Raw genomic sequence first — 17,847 nt, 5'->3', positions numbered from 1 at the left:
CGTATACGGATGCGGCCCTACGAGGTCGCGGTCGCGAGCCGGTCCAGCAGGTCCCGGCGCCAGCGTTCCGTCTCGGCGATCTGGTTGAAGGTGAACACGTGCAGGCCCGCCACCCCCGCCGAGGGCGCGGTGAGCGCCTCCTGGGCACGGGAGAGCAGTTTCTCGGGCGCGTAGCCGCCCGGCGCGGCGAGACGCAGGAACCAGGACGGGTGCCGGGTCAAAAACCGCGTCGACTCCCCCACCCCGATCCTCGTCGCCATGGCCAGCAGCTTCGCCCGCTGGACGGGCCCGGCGACGCCCACGTGCACGGGCAGCGTGACCCCCCGGCGCCGTATCCGGCCGATCCACTCGCCCAGCACCCGCGGGTCGAAGCAGAGGTTGCCGACGATGTACGTGGCGTGGGCGTGCTTGTCCCGCATCGCCTGGACGGTGAGGTCGTCGTGGATGAGCGGATGGCTCTCGGGATGGCCGGTGATGCCCACGCGCGCGAAGGGCGAGCCCAGCTCGCCCAGCCGGCGCAGCACCGGCAGCGCGCCGGGGTAGGGCCCGGCCGGCGATTCCGCGTCGCCGGCGGGGACGAAGACGTCGTCCACGCCCGCGCCGCCGAGCCGCTCCACCACGTCCTTCAGGTGCACGTCGTCGCGCAGCAGCCGGGCGGGCACGTGCGGGACGACGCGGTAGCCGTGCGCGGCCAGCCGGCCGGTGAGGTCGAGCGTCGGTTCCAGGCCCTTGACCGGCGACGCCGTGACGGTGACCACGACGTCGCGCGGGACATGGGCGAGAACCTTCTCCTCGGTCGCCCCGGCGGGCAGCACCTCGTAGCGGACCCTGCCGAGCAGCGTGCCCGCTCCTGCGGCGCCCAAGGTCTCACCCCACCTGCTTGTGGGCGTCCGGGTGGCGGTAGTACGCGGCCTTGGAGGCGGGCAGCGGCTCCTTGCCCAGGATCAGGTCGGCGGCCTTCTCGGCGACCATCATCACCGGGGCGTAGATGTTGCCGTTGGTGACGTACGGCATCACCGACGCGTCGACGACCCGCAGTCCCTCCACGCCGTGCACCCGCATGCTGGTGGGGTCGACGACCGACATCTCGTCGGTGCCCATCTTGCAGGTGCAGGACGGGTGCAGGGCGGTCTCGCCGTCCTTGGCCACCCAGGCGAGGATCTCCTCGTCCGTCTCCACCGACGGGCCGGGCGAGACCTCTCCGTCGTTGTAGGGGGCGAGCGCCGGCTGGTTGAGGATCCTGCGGGCCACCCGGACGGCCTCGACCCACTCGCGGCGGTCCTGCTCGGTGGAGAGGTAGTTGAAGCGCAGCGCCGGGTGCTCGTCCGGGTCCTTGCTCCTGATCTTCACCGAGCCGACGGCGTCGGAGTACATGGGGCCCACGTGGACCTGGTAGCCGTGGCCGCCGGCCGGCACGGAGCCGTCGTAGCGGACCGCGATCGGCAGGAAGTGGAACATCAGGTTGGGGTAGTCGACGTCCTCGTTGCTGCGGGCGAAGCCGCCGGCCTCGAAGTGGTTGGTCGCCGCCGGGCCCGTGCGGAACAGCCACTGCAGGCCGATGAAGGGCGCCCGCCACTTCGCCAGGTACGGCTGCATGGAGACGGGCTGCTTGCAGGCGTACTGGATGTACACCTCCAGGTGGTCCTGCATGTTCTCGCCGACGCCCGGCAGGTCGTGCACGACGTCGATGCCGAGCGCGCGCAGCTCCTCGGCGTTGCCGACGCCGGACAGCTGCAGCAGCTGCGGGGAGTTGATCGCGCCGCCGCAGAGGATGACCTCCTTGGCGCGGACCTGCTGCAGGGCGCCCCCGCCGCGCCGGAACTCCACCCCGACCGCCTTCTTGCCCTCGAACAGGACGCGGGTGACCAGGGCGCGGGTCTTCACGGTGAGGTTGGGCCGCTTCATGGCGGGCTTGAGGTACGCCTTCGACGCCGACAGCCGGCGCCCGCGGTGGACGTTGCGGTCGAACGGGGCGAAACCCTCCTGGCGGTAGCCGTTGACGTCGCTCGTCGGGGCGTAGCCCGCCTCCTCGGTGGCCTTGAGGAAGGCGCCGAACAGCGGGTTGGTGGCCGGGCCGCGCTCCAGGACGAGGGGGCCGTCGTGGCCACGGAACTCGTCGTCCGGGTCGGCCGCCAGGCAGTTCTCCATCCGCCGGAAGTACGGCAGGCAGTGCGCGTAGTCCCAGCTCTCCATGCCGGCGTCGGCGGCCCAGCGCTCGTAGTCCATGGGGTTGCCGCGCTGGAAGATCATGCCGTTGATGCTGCTGGAGCCGCCCAGGACCTTGCCGCGGGCGTGGTAGACGCGCCGGCCGCCCATGTGGGGCTCGGGCTCCGACTCGTACTTCCAGTCGTAGAAACGGCTGCCGATCGGGTAGGTCAGCGCCGCGGGCATGTGGATGAAGACGTCCCACGGATAGTCGGACCGGCCGGCCTCCAGGACCAGCACACGGTGGGCCGGATCGGCGGTGAGTCGATTCGCCAGCGCACTGCCGGCCGAACCGCCGCCGACGATGACGAAGTCGTATTGCAGGGGAGCCATGGTGCCTCGTCTCGCTCGCGCCGTCGATGTGCGGAGCATGCTAGCGCCGGTATCGCCATGCGCACCAGGTTGCGAACGACGCAACTTCTCATACCTTCGTCCGGTCCCGCTACTTGCAGTAGTGTTGTTTACTGCGCGTATAGTTTCGTTGTGAGCAACCACAGCCAAGACACCGAGACAGGCAATGCGCAGGCCGGCGGAGTGCAGTCGGTGGACCGCGCCATCAGCGTCCTGGAGATCCTCGCCCAGCGCGGCGAGGCGGGCGTGAGCGAGGTCGCCGGAGAGATCGACGTCCACAAGTCCACCGCCTTCCGCCTGCTCGGCGCGCTGGAGGCGCGCGGGCTGGTGGAACAGGCGGGCGAGCGCGGCAAGTACCGGCTCGGCTTCGGCATCGTGCGCCTCGCCGGCGCCGTCACCGGACGTATCGACATCACCCAGCAGGGCCGGCCGGTGTGCGAGCGGCTCGCCGAGGAACTCGGCGAGACCGTCAACATCGCGGTTCTGCAGGAGCATTTCGCGATCAACCTCTACCAGGTGCGCGGCCCGGGCGCGATCACGGCGCACAACTGGGTCGGACAGCTGACCCCGCCGCACGCCACCTCCAGCGGCAAGGTCCTGCTGGCCCACCTGCCGGCCAAGGAGCGTGCCGCACTGCTGGCCGAGACCGGTCTGAAGAGGGTCACCCCGCACACGATCACGGCGAAGACGAAGCTCGAGAAGAACCTCGCCGAGGTGCGCGAGCGGGGCTACGCCTGGACCGTGGAGGAGTTCGAGATCGGCCTGCACGCCATGGCCGCGCCGGTTCGCAACCGTGACGGCGAGGTCATCGCCGCACTGAGCGCCTCCGGCCCGGGGTACCGCTTCACCGAGGAGCGGATGCACGAGCTGGCACCGAACCTGCTCAAGGGCGCGGAGGAGATCAGTCACCGGATGGGCTACCTGGGCTGAGCGGCCCGCAGGCCGTCACCCGGGCCGGCGGGCGCCCAGACGCTCACCGATCCAGTCGTGGAACGCACCGATGTGGTGCTCGCTCGGGACCAGCACGCCGCCCTTGGCGTACAGCCGGGAGCCCATGCCGGGCTGGGTGCGTTCGCAGGCGTCGAAGTCCTGGCGGTTGACCCGGTCGAAGAGCTCCACGGACCGGCTGACGTCCTTGCCGCTCTCGACGACGTGCGGCAGATAGAGCCAGTCGCACTCCACGACCGTACGGTCGACGGCCACCGGGTACATGCGGTGGAAGATCACGTGGTCGGGCACGAGGTTGATGAACACCTGCGGCCGCACCGTGATCGCGTAGTAGCGGCGGTCCTGGTCGTCGCCGACACCCGGGATGCGGTCCAGGCCCTCGGAACCGTCGACGGTGAAGCCCTGGACGTCCTCGCCGAACTCCGCGCCGTGGCCGACGTAGTACTGCGCGGCGTAGCCGTCGGCGAACTCCGGGAGCACTTCGGTCAGTTCGGGGTGGATCGTGGCGCAGTGGTAGCACTCCATGAAGTTCTCGATGATGAGCTTCCAGTTGGCCCGCACGTCGTAGACGATCCGCCTGCCGACGGAGAGGCTGCCGATGTCGTAGCGCTCGATCGACTCGACGTCCCCGAGGCGGGCGACCACGTCCCCGACGACCTCCTCCTCGAAGGAGGGCGGGTTCTCGGCGAGGCAGACCCACACGTAGCCGAGCCATTCGCGCACGGCGACGCTCACCAGGCCGTACTCGGTGCGGCCGATGTCGGGCATCTTGGTCAGGTTGGGCGCCGCCACCAGCTTGCCGTCCAGGCCGTAGGTCCAGGCGTGGTACGGGCACTGGAACGCCCGCTTGACCTCGCCGGACTCCTCCGTGCACAGCTTGGCGCCACGGTGGCGGCACACGTTGAAGAAGGCGCGGACCGAGCCGTCGCGTGCGCGGGTGACGAGGATGCTCTCGCGGCCCACGTCGACGGTGCGGAAGGCTCCGGGCCGGGCGAGCTCGGACGAGCGCACGGCGCAGAACCACATGGTCTCGAATATGCGCTCCTGCTCCAGGACGAAGGTCGCCGGGTCCGTGTAGGAGGAGCCGGGGAGGGTGGCGATCAGGCTGTCCGGCAGGCTGGTCGAGGTCACGGTGCACTCCTCGGGAACGGTGGATTCGGGGAGCGCCCCGATGGGGGCGCGGGCAACTGCGCGACCGGCCGCAACGGCGCCGCGCACGGACAACGGACCCATCTCGCTCGTCACAGCGAAGCGCCGAGTTGCTTGCGCAGGCGCATGAACAGCCGCGGCTGGTTCATGCCGAGCACGGCGACCGGGACGCCGGCCCGCCGGTAGACGGCCAGGACGTTGCGGTCCTCCGCGGCGCCTTCCTCGACGGTCACGCTGTCGGCGCCCGCGGCGTGACCGGCGAACTGGATCTTCACTCCGTACTGGTCGGACCAGAAGTACGGCGGCCGGGGCACACCCGGCTGCACCGCCCCGCCCGCCAGCAGGGTGGCGATCGCGGCGTCGGGGCGCTCGCGCGCGCCGGTCCAGTGCTCGACGCGGCGGTGGGCGCCCGCGCGCGGGTCGTACCAGTTGGCGCAGTCGCCGACCGCGACCACTCCGGCCAGGCTCGTACGGCCGTCGGCACCGCACTTGACGCCGTTGTCGAGTGCGACGCCGGAGCCTTCCAGCCACTCGACGCACGGGCGGGCACCGACTCCGACGACGACGATGTCCGCGGGAACGGTGCGGCCGTCCTCCAGCAGTACCGCCTCGACCTGGTGCTCGCCGCTGAGGCCCTTGACGCCGACGCCGCACAGCAGCCGTACGCCGTGGTCCGCGTGGAGACCGGAGACGATCGCCCCCATCTCCTCGCCGAGCGGTCCGGCGAGCGGGGTCGGGGCCGCCTCGATCACGGTCGCCTCCAGACCGAGGGCGCAGGCGGTGGAGGCCACCTCGGCACCGATGAAGCCGCCGCCGATCACCACCAGCCGCCCGCCGCGGGCCAGTTCGGCCCGCAGGGCGCGGGCGTCGTCCAGCGTGCGCAGGGTGTGCACCCCGGACAGGCCCGCGGAGCCCGGCAGGCTGCGCGCGGCGGCGCCGGTGGCGATGACGATCCCGTCGGCCCGCACCTCGGTGCCGTCGGCGAGCCGGACCGCGCGGCGCGCCGGGTCGAGTGCGGTGGCCCGGACACCGAGCAGCCACTCGGCCCCCAGGTCCTCGCCGTCCGTCTCCAGCACGAGATCGGCCTCGCCGATCGTGCCGGCCAGGAACTCCTTGGACAACGGCGGCCTGTCGTACGGGCGGTGGGGCTCGTCCCCGATGACGACGAGCTGCCCGTCGTAGCCCTGCTTGCGCAGGGAGCGCGCCGCCGACAGACCGGCCAGCGAGGCCCCCACCACGGCGACCTTCCTCACGCGAGACCTCCGGCGGGCCGGGCCGCGGCGTCCTGGCGGGTGCGGGTGTCGTCGAGGGCGAGGAGCTCGCCGTCGCCGGTGCGGAACACCGTGACCGGCGGATCGGTCTCGAGCCGGAAAGCCTCACCTCGCGGAAGGTCCGCGAGACGGCACGCGGGAATCATCATGACACCTCGGTGCGTATAGCGAAACGGATTGCGGTAAGCGCAACATCAGTCTGGGGTCGCCCCGAACCCCTGTCAAGAAGTTCAGGGGCCAGGTTCATGCGAGAAGCGACGTTGCTTCATATGAAACGCGCAGCACGATGAGAAACGATGGCCGCGGTCAGAAACCGCGGTCGATCCACTCCTGGAGATGCGGCGCCTCGGCGCCGACGGTGGTCGTCTCCCCGTGCCCCGTGTGCACCACGGTGTCCGCCGGGAGGGTCAGCAGCCGCTCCCGGATCGACTCGACGATGGTCGGGAAGTGGCTGTACGACCGCCCCGTGGCCCCTGGCCCGCCCGCGAAGAGCGTGTCGCCGCTGAAGAGTGCCCCCAGGGCCGGCGCGTACAGGCATACGGCGCCGGGCGCATGGCCCGGCGTGTGCAGGACGGTCAGCTCGATGCCGGCCACCGCCAGGGGCTGCCCGTCGGCCAGGTCGGCGTCGGGCATCCGGCCGGGATGCGTCAGCTTCCACAGCGGCAGGTCGTCCGGATGCAGGAGGACCGGGGCGCCGGTGCGGGCGGCCAGTTCGGGCGCCGCGCCGATGTGGTCGTCGTGCGCGTGGGTGCACACGACGGCCTTCAGCGCGCGCCCGCCGACCGCGTCCGCGATCGCGCCGGCGTCATGGGCCGCGTCGACGACGATCGCCTCGTGGTCGTCGCCGACGATCCACACGTTGTTGTCGACCTCCCAGGTGCCGCCGTCCAGGGAGAACGTGCCGGAGGTGACGAGCCGTTCGACGTGGACCCGGCCCATCAGAACACCACCACCGAGCGCAGGACGTCCCCGCCGCGCATCCGCTCGAAGGCCTTCTCCACCTCGTCCAGGGCGATCGTCTCGGTGACGAAGGCGTCCAGGTCCAGGCGGCCCTGGAGGTAGAGGTCGATCAGCATCGGGAAGTCGCGGCCGGGCAGGCAGTCGCCGTACCAGGACGACTTCAGGGCGCCGCCGCGGCCGAAGACGTCGAGGAGGGGCAGTTCGAGCTTCATCTCGGGGGTGGGCACGCCGACGAGGACCACCGTGCCGGCGAGGTCGCGGGCGTAGAAGGCCTGCCGGTACGTCTCCGGGCGGCCGACCGCCTCGATGACGACGTCGGCGCCGAAGCCGCCGGTCAGTTCGCGGATCGCCTCGACCGGGTCGGTCTCCCGGGAGTTGACGGTGTGGGTGGCGCCCAGCTTCCGCGCGGTGGCCAGTTTGCGGTCGTCCAGGTCCACGGCGATGACCTTCGCCGCGCCCGCCAGGTGCGCCGCGGCGATCGCCGCGGCGCCGACCCCGCCGCAGCCGATGACGGCGGCCGTGTCACCGCGGCCGACCCCGCCGGTGTTGATCGCCGCTCCGATGCCCGCCATGACGCCGCAGCCCAGCAGGCCGGCGGCGGCCGCGGACGCCTTCCGGTCGACCTTGGTGCACTGCCCGGCGGCGACGAGGGTCTTCTCGGCGAAGGCGCCGATGCCCAGCGCCGGGGACAGCTCCTCGCCGGTCGCGGCGAGGGTCATCCTCTGCTCGGCGTTGCGGGTGTCGAAGCAGTACTGCGGGCGCCCGCGCAGACAGGCCCGGCACCGACCGCACACGGCACGCCAGTTGAGGATCACGAAGTCGCCGGGAGCGACGTCGGTGACGTCCTCCCCCACCGACTCCACGACGCCCGCCGCCTCGTGCCCGAGCAGGAAGGGGAAGTCGTCGCTGATCCCGCCCTCGCGGTAGTGCAGGTCGGTGTGGCACACCCCGCAGGCCTCGACCCTCACCAGCGCCTCGCCCGGACCGGGGTCGGGCACGATGATCGTTTCCAGGCCGACCGGGGCCCCCTTGCCCCGCGCGACGACAGCGCGGACCTGATGCGTCATGACCACTCCTCGGCTGTGGAGAACTGAAACAGGGAAGCCACTCGAGATCGAGTTGCTCAATGCGGCACGTATTTCGTGTGCCGCAACACAGCATCATGGAGCGCCGACCGTGGGTCAAGGCTCGGGATCCGGCCGCGCGGTCAACGGCCCCGGCATCCCCCCACCGCACGCAGAGGCCCCGGCACGGCAGGAGCCGTACCGGGGCCGTCCGACGGGGCCGGAGCCGGGATCACCCGATCTCGACGAGCAGGTCACCACCCTCGACCTGCTGGATCTTGTTGATGGCCAGCCGGGACACCCGGCCCGCCTTCGGGGCCGTGATCGCGGCCTCCATCTTCATCGCCTCGATCGTCGCCACCGTCGCCCCGGCGTCCACCTCGTCGCCCTCGGAGACCGCGAGCGTGACCACGCCGGCGAACGGCGCGGCGACATGGCCCGGATCGGTCCGGTCGGCCTTCTCCGTGGCCGGGACGTCGGAGGCGGCGGAGGTGTCGCGCACCTGGATCGGCCGGAGCTGGCCGTTCAGCGTGGACATCACGGTCCGCATACCGCGCTCGTCGGCCTCGCCGACGGCCTCCAGCTCGATCAGCAGCCGGACGCCGGGCTCCAGGTCGACGGCGTACTCCGTCGCCGGACGCAGGCCGTAGAAGAAGTCCTTGCTGTCCAGCACGCTGGTGTCGCCGTAGACCTGGCGGTGGGCGTCGAAGTCGCGGGTCGGGCCGGGGAACAGGAGCCGGTTGAGCGTGGCACGGGGCTCCTTCGCCAGGCCCTCGCGGTCCTCCGGCGTCAGCTCCTGCACCGGCCGGGGCTCCGCGCGCCCCTCGAGTGCCTTGCTGCGGAAGGGCTCCGGCCAGCCGCCGGGCGGAGTGCCCAGCTCGCCGCGCAGGAAGCCGACGACGGAGTCGGGGATGTCGTAGCGGTTCGGGTTCGCCTCGAAGTCGGCCGGGGCCACCCCGGCGCCCACCAGGTGCAGGGCGAGGTCGCCGACCACCTTGGAGGACGGGGTGACCTTGACCAGGCGGCCCAGCATCCGGTCGGCCGCGGCGTACATCGCCTCGATGTCCTCGAACCGGTCCCCGAGCCCGAGCGCGACGGCCTGGGTGCGCAGGTTGGAGAGCTGGCCGCCGGGGATCTCGTGGTGGTAGACGCGCCCGGTCGGGGAGGCGAGGCCCGCCTCGAAGGGGGCGTAGATCTTGCGGACGCTCTCCCAGTACGGCTCCAGGTCGCCGACCGCCTGGAGATCGAGACCGGTCGGCCGGTCGGAGTGGTCGGTCGCGGCGACGATCGCCGACAGTGAGGGCTGCGAGGTCGTACCGGCCATGGAGGCGACCGCGCCGTCCACCGCGTCCGCACCCGCCCGGATCGCGGCGAGGTAGGTGCCGAGCTGGCCGCCCGCGGTGTCGTGGGTGTGCAGGTGCACCGGCAGGTCGAACTCGCGGCGCAGCGCGGAGACCAGCGTCGCGGCGGCCGGGGCGCGCAGCACACCGGCCATGTCCTTGATCGCGAGAACGTGCGCGCCCGCCTCGACGATCTGCTCGGCCAGGCGCAGGTAGTAGTCCAGCGTGTACAGGCGCTCGTCCGGGTTCGACAGGTCCGCCGTGTAGCAGAGCGCCACCTCGGCGACCGCGGTGCCCGTCTCGCGCACCGCCTCGATGGCCGGGCGCATCTGGCCGACGTCGTTGAGCGCGTCGAAGATGCGGAAGATGTCGATGCCGGTGGCGGCGGCCTCCCGCACGAAGGCGTCGGTCACCTCCGTCGGGTACGGGGTGTAGCCGACGGTGTTGCGGCCGCGCAGCAGCATCTGCAGACAGATGTTGGGGACGGCCTCGCGCAGGGCGGCCAGCCGCTCCCACGGGTCCTCGGCGAGGAAGCGCAGTGCCACGTCGTACGTCGCACCGCCCCAGCACTCCAGCGAGAGCAGCTCGGGCAGGGTGCGCGCGACCACCGGGGCGACCGCCAGCAGGTCCTTGCTGCGCACGCGGGTGGCGAGCAGCGACTGGTGGGCGTCGCGGAAGGTGGTGTCCGTGACGCCGATGGTCGGCGACGCACGCAGCCGGCGGGCGAAGCCCTCCGGGCCGAGCTCGACGAGCCTCTGCCGGGAACCGGCCGGCGGCTCGCCCGCGGGCAGCGGGGGCAGCTTGGTGGCCGGGTCGATCAGATGGGGGCGCTCGCCGTGCGGCTTGTTGACCGTGACGTCGGCGAGGTACGTGAGCAGCTTGGTGCCGCGGTCCGCGGAGGAGCGGGCCGTCAGCAGGTGCGGACGCTGCTCGATGAACGACGTCGTCACCCGCCCGGCCCGGAAGTCCGGGTCGTCCAGCACGGCCTGCAGGAACGGGATGTTCGTGGCCACGCCGCGGATGCGGAACTCGGCCACCGCGCGCCGCGCCCGGCCGATCGCGGCCTTGAAGTCCCGGCCCCGGCAGGTCAGTTTGACCAGCATCGAGTCGAAGTGGGCGCTGATCTCCGTACCGGCGTGGGTCGTTCCGCCGTCGAGGCGGATGCCCGAGCCGCCGGGCGAGCGGTAGGCGCTGATCCGGCCGGTGTCCGGGCGGAAGCCGTTGGCCGGGTCCTCGGTGGTGATACGGCACTGCAGGGCCGCGCCGTGCAGCTTCACCGTCTCCTGCGACAGGCCGAGGTCGGCGAGCGTCTCGCCGGAGGCGATCCGCAGCTGGGCCTGGACGAGGTCGACGTCGGTGACCTCCTCGGTGACCGTGTGCTCGACCTGGATGCGCGGGTTCATCTCGATGAAGACGTGGTTGCCGTCGGGGTCGAGCAGGAACTCCACGGTGCCCGCGTTGCGGTAGCCGATCTCGCGCGCGAAGCGCACCGCGTCGGCGCAGATGCGGTCGCGCAGCTCGGGGTCGAGATTGGGCGCCGGGGCCATCTCGATGACCTTCTGGTGGCGGCGCTGGAGCGAACAGTCGCGCTCGAAGAGGTGGATGACGTTGCCCTCGCCGTCGGCGAGGATCTGCACCTCGATGTGGCGGGGGTCGACGACGGCCTTCTCCAGGAAGACGGTCGGGTCGCCGAACGCGGAGGCCGCCTCACGGGAGGCCGCCTCGATGGACTCGCGCAGCGCGGCCGGGTCCTCGACGCGGCGCATGCCGCGCCCGCCGCCGCCCGCGACCGCCTTCACGAACACCGGGAAGCCGATCTCCTCGGCGGCGCGCACGAGTTCGCCGACGTCGTCGGAGGGCTCGGAGGAGCCGAGGACGGGGACGCCGGCGGCGCGGGCGGCGGCCACCGCGCGCGCCTTGTTGCCGGTGAGCTCCAGCGTGCGGGCGCCGGGCCCCACGAAGGTGATGCCCGCCTCCTCGCACGCGCGCGCGAGCTCGGGGTTCTCGGACAGGAACCCGTACCCCGGGTACACCGCGTCCGCGCCCGCCTGCCGCGCGGCGCGCACGATCTCCTCGACGGAGAGATACGCCCGCACCGGATGCCCCTGCCGGCCGATCTCGTACGCCTCGTCGGCCTTGAGCCGGTGCAACGAGTTGCGGTCCTCGTGCGGGAAGACGGCGACGGTCCTTGCGCCGAGCTCATAGCCGGCGCGGAACGCCCTGATCGCGATCTCACCACGGTTGGCGACCAGCACCTTGCGGAACATCACCGCTCCCTTCAGCCTGCCGATGACGTGCACCATGGTGTCGGTCACGATCCTGTCACGCCATGTGAGCCGGACCACTCACATCAAGGTGTGATCTCGGTTGGCGCCGTCCTGATTGCCTCGCGTGTGCGCGGGTAGCCGTCGCGCCGCCACATGTCCTCGATCCGGCTGGGGCGGCCTCGGGTGCGGGCGGCTCAGGATGCGGGCGGTCCTGCCGGGTGGGCCGGCACCGGCGCGGCCGGGGGCAGGCCGCGCGTGCCTGGACGTGGGCGTCGGACGCGGCCGCCGCCCCGGGCTCAGCGGCGCCGCCCGCGATGACTTCCGGCCTCACGCGCGCGGCTTGCCCTCCTTCGCCCCCTCGCCTCCGTAGGCTCTGGGTCCGTACCGGAGCCCTGCGGTGGACCCCCGTCCTCCGCCGACCCACGGAGAGCCATGGCCGACGCCAGCCCCCAGGCCCGTGCCGCCAGTCTGCTGGGCCACCCCAAACTGTGGCTCGTGCCCACCGTCCTGACCGGACTGCTCGCCATGCTGCTGGCGCTGCTGTACATGGGCGGCATCGTCAACCCGCAGGGCGCCCTGCACCATCTGCCCATCGCGCTGGTCAACAGCGACGCCGGCAAGCCGCCGCCCGGGCAGAGGCAGAACGCGGGCGCGCAGATCGCCGCGGCCATCACGTCCAGCACCTCCGACGACAGGGCCCAGTGGCGCACCCTCACCCGCGCCGAGGCCCAGGACCAGCTGGACTCCGGCAAGATCTACGGCGCCCTGGTCATCCCGCCCGACTTCACCGCGTCGCTCACGGCGCTCACCACCGCCCATGCCACGACCCGGCCGACGATGACGGTGCTCACCAACCCCGGCAAGGGCAGCCTGGGCTCCTCGCTCGCCAGTCAGATCACGACGGCGGCGGCGCACCAGTCCTCGCAGACCATCGGCAAGCAGCTGACCGCGGCCGCGGGAGGCCGGGCGAACGCCACGACCGGACTGCTGCTCGCCGACCCGGTGAACGTCGTCACCCAGGTCGGGCACCCGATCGGCAGCCACAGCGGGCTCGGGCTGAGCGCCTTCTACTACACGCTGCTGCTGGTGCTGGCGGGCTTCATGGGCGGGAACATCATCACCAACGCGGTCGACACCGCCCTCGGCTACACCGACAGCGAGATCGGCCCCTGGCACACCCGCCGCCCCACCGTGCCGATCAGCCGGACGCAGACGCTGCTGCTGAACATGGTGCTGACCGCGGGCATCACGGTCGTCAGCGTCACCCTCGTCATGGTCGCCACGATCGGCATCCTGGGCATGGACGCCACCCACATCCCGCTGCTGTGGGTCTACTCCTACTGCGCGGCCCTCGCCGTCGGGCTGGGTGTGCAGGCCATCAACGCCGCGTTCGGCGGAGTCGGCCAGCTGGTCTCCATGTTCGTGTTCATCGTCCTGGGCCTGCCGTCCTCGGGCGCGACCGTGCCGCTCCAGGCGGTCCCCGGCTTCTACCGCTTCCTCTCCCACTTCGAGCCCATGCGCCAGCTCAGCGACGGCGTCCGCGCCATCCTCTACTTCGACGCGCGCGGCGACGCCGGCCTGGCACGCTCCTGGATCATGATCGCGCTCGGCGCGGTGCTGGCCCTGCTCTTCGGGTTCGCGATGACGCGGTACTACGACCGCAAGGGGCACAAGCGGCTGACGCCGCAGCCGGCGTGAGCGCCGTGCCGGCGGCGGCGTACCTCCACCGGCTCCTCCCCGGGAAGGACGCCCCGCTCCCGGGGCTCCGCTCCGGGCAGGGCGTCGCCCCGAAGCGGCCCGTTCAGGCGGAGGCCCGCCGGGCCCGCCCGTGCAGAGTGAGATAGAAGGTCTGCAGGGACGCCTCCGGACCCCCGGTCTCGAACCGGTTGACGACCCGGCCGAGGGGGTTCCACATCCGCCCGTCGGGCATCCGCACACCCACCGGCTGGCGGAAGTAGGTGCGCTCGTGCTCGTCGAAGTCCACCCACACCGCCCCGGCACGCCGCACGAGCACCTCACCGACGTACGCGCCGAGCCCGAAGAGCGTGTCCCGCGCCTGCTCCAGGTCCGCCCCGCCCTTGCGGAGCCCGTCGACGAGGAAGTCGACCATTCTCAGGCTGCGTGCGGAGTAGTCCAGCGGCAGCCTGTTGCGGGCGGTCAAGCGGGCGACGAAGTCCGCCGTGTACGACCGCATCTCGTCCGCGCCTGGCCCGTGCTTGCCCACTTCACCCATGACCTGCTCCCCCTTCATCGGATCAGGAGGAACACGCCGTCTGCTCCCCCCGGTTGATGAAGCGGATACCGGCTCTCGAACATCACGGCCGGCCGCAGTGCCGAACACCACACAGCGAGGTCACGGCCGGCGCACAACCTTTTTGCCACTCACGCGTCCTTCGGCGACATTGCACCGAGCCGCGCAACGGTGTGCGGCTCGCCGGGAGGAGCTTTCCGCGATTGCGCCTCAATACGGTGTCCGCATCGGCTCGTTCGGACAGCAGTCCATATGCGATGCGCCCGAAATCAGGGTGCGCATCCGCGGCCGCCTCGCCATGGAAATCCACGAGGCGTGAGCCGAACCGGTCACCGGGTGTCCGATATTTCTGCTCGCTGGCAACCGGTCCGACGCATCGTGTACAACCGCCCGGTCCGACGCCCAGTGTTTTGATTTCGCGGGGAACATTCACGGGCGGACAGCCCGGAAATCTCCTGCCGTCCTCCGTTCCCCCGCTGGGCCCCGTTCACCCGGTTCACCCCGTTGGCAAGGAGCACAGTGTGCAGGTCTTCTCCCGTCAGATCCTCATCGCCACCGCCGTTCTCGGCGTCCTGGCGGTGACGTCCGCCTGCGGCGGGCAGGACGATCGGCAGGCGGCGGGCTCGGATTCGGCCGAGGTGCCGCAGACGCCGGAAGCGAGCCCCACCGTCGCCGCCGCCTCGGCATCGCCCAGCACCTCCGCATCCACGTCCGCCGACCCCTCCGCCTCCGACCGCGCGTCCGCGTCGGCATCCGCCTCCGCACCGGGCGGCACCGCGAAGAAGACCGCCGGCGCGGCGAGCGGCACGGGAACGGAGTCCGGCCGTACGGCGGCCCCGGCACCCGCCGCACCCGACTTCCCGGTACCGGTCGAGGCCGGCGACGCGACGCAGCTGATCACCGTCCGGGCCAGTGGCTCCTACGCCACCGTCACGGCCTGGGCCAAGGGATCCTCCGGCTGGAAGGCGCAGTTCAGCACGAGTGCGGGCCGGGTCGGCTCCAACGGCGTGACCGACGGGGCGACCCGGCGGCAGGGCACCTACACCACGCCCACCGGCACCTACACGATCACCGAGGGGTTCGGCGTCGGGGCCGGCGGCACCGCCATGCCGTACCACGTGGTCGCCTCCGACGACTGGTGGGTGGAGGACCCGGAGTCGAAGTTCTACAACTCCATGCGCGGCGAGCAGGGCGCGGACTTCCCGCTCACCGAGGCCGGCGACCGCGGCAGCGAGCACCTCGTCAACTACCCCACCCAGTACGCCAAGGCGCTGGTGATCAACTTCAACCGGTGGCCCGCCACCCCCGGCCGGGGCGCCGGCATCTTCCTCCACGTCAACGGCAACGGCGCCACCGCCGGCTGCGTCTCGGTCCCCCGAGCCACCATGGACCGCATCATGGGCTGGATCACACCGTCCGCCCACCCCCGGATCGCCATCGGCTGACCGGTCCCGGGACCGGCACCGGTCATCACACGAGGTGCTCCCCCTCATCGCGGGACCTGGCCGTTGATCGCCGGTCAGCGGGCGGTGCGGGCGCCCGCCGGCCAGTCCTCGTCGCCGAGGTCGAGGAGGCAGGAGATCGTGGCGGCGTCCGGCAGCGGGCCGTGGTCACCCGTCACGCGGAGCGCGGACGAGGCGGTGACGTGGCCCAGGCGCAGGGCGCGCCGCAGGTCCTCACCGCGCAGCAGCCCGGCCAGGAAGCCGGCGGCGAAGGCGTCGCCCGCGCCGACGGGTTCCACGACCTCGGTGCGCGGGGCCGGCACGGTGCACACCTCGCCGGCCGCCCCGGTGAAGGCGTGGGCGGCCCGCCCGCCGTCCTTGACGACCAGGACGCGCGGGCCGGTCAACAGCCGCCGCACGTCGCCCGGTTCGAGCTCGGCGCCCCACAGGTCCTGCGCCTCGTCGAGACCGACGAAGACGATGTCGGCGCGGTCGGCCAGGGCCCGCAGCACCTCGGCGGCCGTGCCCTGCGGCCAGAGCGCCGGGCGGTGGTTGACGTCGAAGCTGACGGCGTACGGGCGTCGGCAGGGTGGGGTGGCCAACGCCCGCTCCACCAGCTCCCGGCAGGACGGGGACAGCGCGGGCGTCACTCCCGTGAGGTGCAGCAGGGCCGCGGACCGCACCCGCTCGTCCTCCAGCCACTCCGGTCCCAGGGCCGAGGCCGCCGAACCGCGGCGGTAGTAGTGGACGCGGGTGCGCTCGCGCCCCGGGTCCTTGACGAGCAGTCCGGTGGGCCGCCGCGGGTCGGTCCGTACGCCCGTGACGTCGACGCCCGCGGCGGCCACGGCCGCCCGCACCCGCCGGCCGAAGGCGTCGTCGCCGAGGGCGGAGAGCCAGGACACGGCCCGGCCGAGGTCGGCGAGGTACATGGCGACGTTCGACTCGGCGCCGGCCACCGACAGGCGCAGGTCCTCGGCGGTGTCGAGGGGGCCGGGTGCGGAGGGCGCGAGGGCGGCCATGGTCTCGCCGAGGCAGACGACGGGGCCGTCCGGCGGGAACGGGACTCCGGGGGTGCCGTTCATGACACCTCCGGGGCGGGCCGGTAGGCGGCGGCCGGGGTGCCCGGCACGTCGACCCGGGCGGTGAACAGGGCGCCGTCCAGCGGGCCCGGTGCGGGCAAGCCCACACGGGCGGTCGTGACGTGCAGGACGTCCTCCCGCAGGCAGACCCCGGCGGGCAGGCTCACGGGCAGCCGGACGACGCGGTCGAGCCGGCCGTCCGGCAGATACCGGCGTACGGTGCCGGTGCCCCACACCGCGATCCACACGGCCCCCTCGACGTCGACGGTCATGCCGTCGGGGCTGCCGTCGTCCACGGTCACGAAGGGCTCCGGCGCGCCGAGTTCACCGCTCGCCGGGTCGACGGGGTGGCGGCGGACGACGCCGCGGGCGCTGTCGGCGAGGTACATCGTGGCGCCGTCGGCCGTGAACGCCGGCCCGTTGGGCACGGTGATGCCGTCGAGGACGCGGGTCACCGTGCCGTCGTGGTCGACCCGGTACAGCGACCCCGCGTCCTCGTCGGCGTCGTAGGCCATGCTGCCCGCCCAGAACCGGCCGGCGGGGTCGGCGGCCGCGTCGTTCATGCGCAGCGGGAGCGGGGCGCCGTCCTCGGGCCGCGCCAGCCAGCTCGGCGATCCGTCGGGACCGAGCAGGCAGATGCCTGTGCCGGCGGCGGCGATCCAGCTGCCGGGCCGGCCCGCGACGGGGGCGACCGCGCCCAACGGGACGGAGAGCCGGGCCAGTTCCCTCAGCGGGGCGGCCGGCTCTTCGGGCGCGGCGAGCAGCCGGCCCGTCAGGATGTCGACCAGCACGACGCCGGAGCCGGTCCAGCGGATGCCTTCGCCGAGTTCCAGGCGGTCGGGGCCGAATGCCTCGTCGGCTACCAGGGTCTTCACGGGGCGGACTCCCCCACCACGTTCCTGAAGGCGCGGGCGCGCGCCCGCAGTTGCGTGATGCTGCCGCCGTCCGCCGCGTCGCCGGCCAGGGGCGAGCCGACGCCGACCGCGATCGCGCCGGCGGCCAGATAGGCACGCGCGGCCGCCTCGTCCACGCCGCCCACCGGCACGAGCGGCGCGTCGGGGAACGGTCCGCGCAGCGCCTTGACGTAGGCGGGGCCGCCCGCCTGCGCGGCCGGGAAGATCTTCAGGGCGGCGGCGCCGAGGCCGCGGGCGGTCACGATCTCGGTCGGTGTCATCACCCCCGCCAGGACCGGCAGGCCCAGCTCCCGTGCCGTGCGGACACCTTCGCCGAGCGCGGGGGTGACGGCGAAGTCCGCCCCCGCCCCGTGCGCGGCCCGGGCGTCGTCGGCCGTCAGGACGGTGCCAGCGCCGAGGGGGCGGTCGGGGCCCAGTGCCTGCCGGGCCCGCTCGATGACGGTGAGGGCGTCCTTGCCGGTCAGCGACACCTCGATCAGCTCGATGCCCTCGGCGGCGAGCGCCAGCACGGTGCGCAGCGCGGCGGCGGGGTCGTCCCCGCGCACGATGGCGACGAGCCGGTGGGCGGCCAGGGCCGCTCGCAGATCCATGAACAGATACTCCAAT

Annotated in this window: 14 protein-coding genes and 1 pseudogene; 3 read left to right on the top strand and 12 right to left on the bottom strand. The window is 72.6% G+C overall.

The window, feature by feature from the left end; genetic code table 11:
* Nucleotides 1–17: 17 nt before the first annotated feature.
* Together ACIRPX_RS17615 and betA are read right to left on the bottom strand one after the other, a co-directional pair.
* Nucleotides 18–863, bottom strand: coding sequence for a 5,10-methylenetetrahydrofolate reductase (locus ACIRPX_RS17615; RefSeq protein ID WP_404194795.1), 846 nt, complete (start codon nucleotides 861–863; stop codon nucleotides 18–20).
* 4 nt (nucleotides 864–867) lie between these two features.
* A complete protein-coding gene (betA, locus tag ACIRPX_RS17610; RefSeq protein WP_404194792.1) occupies nucleotides 868–2,538 on the bottom strand; it encodes a choline dehydrogenase in 1,671 nt (556 codons plus the stop codon).
* A gap of 201 nt (nucleotides 2,539–2,739) precedes the next feature.
* Between betA and ACIRPX_RS17605 the strand changes: the two genes are divergently transcribed.
* Nucleotides 2,740–3,486 carry an IclR family transcriptional regulator gene (locus ACIRPX_RS17605; RefSeq protein WP_404194882.1) on the top strand — a complete coding sequence of 249 codons (747 nt, stop codon included), beginning with the start codon at nucleotides 2,740–2,742 and terminating at the stop codon, nucleotides 3,484–3,486.
* Nucleotides 3,487–3,501: 15 nt separating this feature from the next.
* Here ACIRPX_RS17605 and ACIRPX_RS17600 read toward each other — a convergent pair whose 3' ends face one another.
* From ACIRPX_RS17600 to ACIRPX_RS17575, 6 genes and pseudogenes are all read right to left on the bottom strand, one after another.
* Nucleotides 3,502–4,635: an aromatic ring-hydroxylating dioxygenase subunit alpha gene (locus ACIRPX_RS17600; protein WP_404194790.1), complete on the bottom strand. Its 1,134-nt coding sequence runs from the start codon at nucleotides 4,633–4,635 to the stop codon at nucleotides 3,502–3,504.
* Nucleotides 4,636–4,745: 110 nt separating this feature from the next.
* Nucleotides 4,746–5,906: an NAD(P)/FAD-dependent oxidoreductase gene (locus tag ACIRPX_RS17595; protein ID WP_404194787.1), complete on the bottom strand. Its 1,161-nt coding sequence runs from the start codon at nucleotides 5,904–5,906 to the stop codon at nucleotides 4,746–4,748.
* Between the two features lie 23 nt (nucleotides 5,907–5,929).
* Nucleotides 5,930–6,073 (bottom strand): annotated as a pseudogene (locus tag ACIRPX_RS17590) (bifunctional 3-phenylpropionate/cinnamic acid dioxygenase ferredoxin subunit); the annotation flags it as partial.
* A 157-nt stretch (nucleotides 6,074–6,230) separates the two neighbouring features.
* Entirely contained in the window at nucleotides 6,231–6,863 is a 633-nt protein-coding gene (locus ACIRPX_RS17585; RefSeq protein WP_404194784.1) for an MBL fold metallo-hydrolase, read from the bottom strand.
* Nucleotides 6,863–7,951 carry an S-(hydroxymethyl)mycothiol dehydrogenase gene (locus tag ACIRPX_RS17580; protein WP_404194781.1) on the bottom strand — a complete coding sequence of 363 codons (1,089 nt, stop codon included), beginning with the start codon at nucleotides 7,949–7,951 and terminating at the stop codon, nucleotides 6,863–6,865. Before ACIRPX_RS17580 ends, ACIRPX_RS17585 begins: the two co-directional genes overlap by 1 nt.
* A gap of 229 nt (nucleotides 7,952–8,180) precedes the next feature.
* Nucleotides 8,181–11,555 (bottom strand): pyruvate carboxylase, encoded by a 3,375-nt coding sequence (locus ACIRPX_RS17575; RefSeq protein ID WP_404194879.1) that lies wholly within the window; start codon nucleotides 11,553–11,555, stop codon nucleotides 8,181–8,183.
* Nucleotides 11,556–11,987: 432 nt separating this feature from the next.
* Here ACIRPX_RS17575 and ACIRPX_RS17570 point away from each other — a divergent pair, with 432 nt between their 5' ends.
* Nucleotides 11,988–13,253, top strand: coding sequence for a YhgE/Pip domain-containing protein (locus ACIRPX_RS17570; protein ID WP_404194779.1), 1,266 nt, complete (start codon nucleotides 11,988–11,990; stop codon nucleotides 13,251–13,253).
* Between the two features lie 103 nt (nucleotides 13,254–13,356).
* Here ACIRPX_RS17570 and ACIRPX_RS17565 read toward each other — a convergent pair whose 3' ends face one another.
* Nucleotides 13,357–13,788, bottom strand: a complete 432-nt coding sequence (locus ACIRPX_RS17565; protein WP_404194777.1) for a hypothetical protein — start codon at nucleotides 13,786–13,788, stop codon at nucleotides 13,357–13,359.
* Nucleotides 13,789–14,327: 539 nt separating this feature from the next.
* Here ACIRPX_RS17565 and ACIRPX_RS17560 point away from each other — a divergent pair.
* Entirely contained in the window at nucleotides 14,328–15,251 is a 924-nt protein-coding gene (locus tag ACIRPX_RS17560) for a L,D-transpeptidase family protein (protein ID WP_404194774.1), read from the top strand.
* Between the two features lie 74 nt (nucleotides 15,252–15,325).
* Here ACIRPX_RS17560 and ACIRPX_RS17555 read toward each other — a convergent pair whose 3' ends face one another.
* The 3 genes from ACIRPX_RS17555 to ACIRPX_RS17545 are packed head-to-tail and all read right to left on the bottom strand — an operon-like array spanning nucleotide 15,326 to nucleotide 17,831.
* Nucleotides 15,326–16,330 carry a sugar kinase gene (locus ACIRPX_RS17555; protein WP_404194772.1) on the bottom strand — a complete coding sequence of 335 codons (1,005 nt, stop codon included), beginning with the start codon at nucleotides 16,328–16,330 and terminating at the stop codon, nucleotides 15,326–15,328.
* Nucleotides 16,327–17,202: an SMP-30/gluconolactonase/LRE family protein gene (locus ACIRPX_RS17550; protein ID WP_404194769.1), complete on the bottom strand. Its 876-nt coding sequence runs from the start codon at nucleotides 17,200–17,202 to the stop codon at nucleotides 16,327–16,329. Before ACIRPX_RS17550 ends, ACIRPX_RS17555 begins: the two co-directional genes overlap by 4 nt.
* The gene (locus ACIRPX_RS17545) at nucleotides 17,199–17,831 is read right to left on the bottom strand and encodes a bifunctional 4-hydroxy-2-oxoglutarate aldolase/2-dehydro-3-deoxy-phosphogluconate aldolase (RefSeq protein ID WP_404194766.1); all 633 of its coding nucleotides are present in this window, start codon (nucleotides 17,829–17,831) and stop codon (nucleotides 17,199–17,201) included. Before ACIRPX_RS17545 ends, ACIRPX_RS17550 begins: the two co-directional genes overlap by 4 nt.
* Nucleotides 17,832–17,847 lie beyond the last annotated feature (16 nt).

Source organism: Streptomyces sp. NPDC101225, assembly GCF_044767585.1.
In the GTDB taxonomy this organism is placed as follows: domain Bacteria; phylum Actinomycetota; class Actinomycetes; order Streptomycetales; family Streptomycetaceae; genus Streptomyces.
Note: the sequence above shows the minus strand (reverse complement) of the source record. Positions and strands in the feature narration are given on the sequence as shown.

What these genes read in the sequence shown, in the direction of transcription:
- betA (WP_404194792.1), bottom strand. Translation starts at nt 2,538, where the DNA reads ATGGCTCCCCTGCAATACGACTTCGTCATCGTCGGCGGCGGTTCGGCC.
- ACIRPX_RS17585 (WP_404194784.1), bottom strand. Translation starts at nt 6,863, where the DNA reads ATGGGCCGGGTCCACGTCGAACGGCTCGTCACCTCCGGCACGTTCTCC.
- ACIRPX_RS17580 (WP_404194781.1), bottom strand. Translation starts at nt 7,951, where the DNA reads ATGACGCATCAGGTCCGCGCTGTCGTCGCGCGGGGCAAGGGGGCCCCG.
- ACIRPX_RS17575 (WP_404194879.1), bottom strand. Translation starts at nt 11,555, where the DNA reads ATGTTCCGCAAGGTGCTGGTCGCCAACCGTGGTGAGATCGCGATCAGG.
- ACIRPX_RS17570 (WP_404194779.1), top strand. Translation starts at nt 11,988, where the DNA reads ATGGCCGACGCCAGCCCCCAGGCCCGTGCCGCCAGTCTGCTGGGCCAC.
- ACIRPX_RS17565 (WP_404194777.1), bottom strand. Translation starts at nt 13,788, where the DNA reads ATGGGTGAAGTGGGCAAGCACGGGCCAGGCGCGGACGAGATGCGGTCG.
- ACIRPX_RS17555 (WP_404194772.1), bottom strand. Translation starts at nt 16,330, where the DNA reads ATGAACGGCACCCCCGGAGTCCCGTTCCCGCCGGACGGCCCCGTCGTC.
- ACIRPX_RS17545 (WP_404194766.1), bottom strand. Translation starts at nt 17,831, where the DNA reads ATGGATCTGCGAGCGGCCCTGGCCGCCCACCGGCTCGTCGCCATCGTG.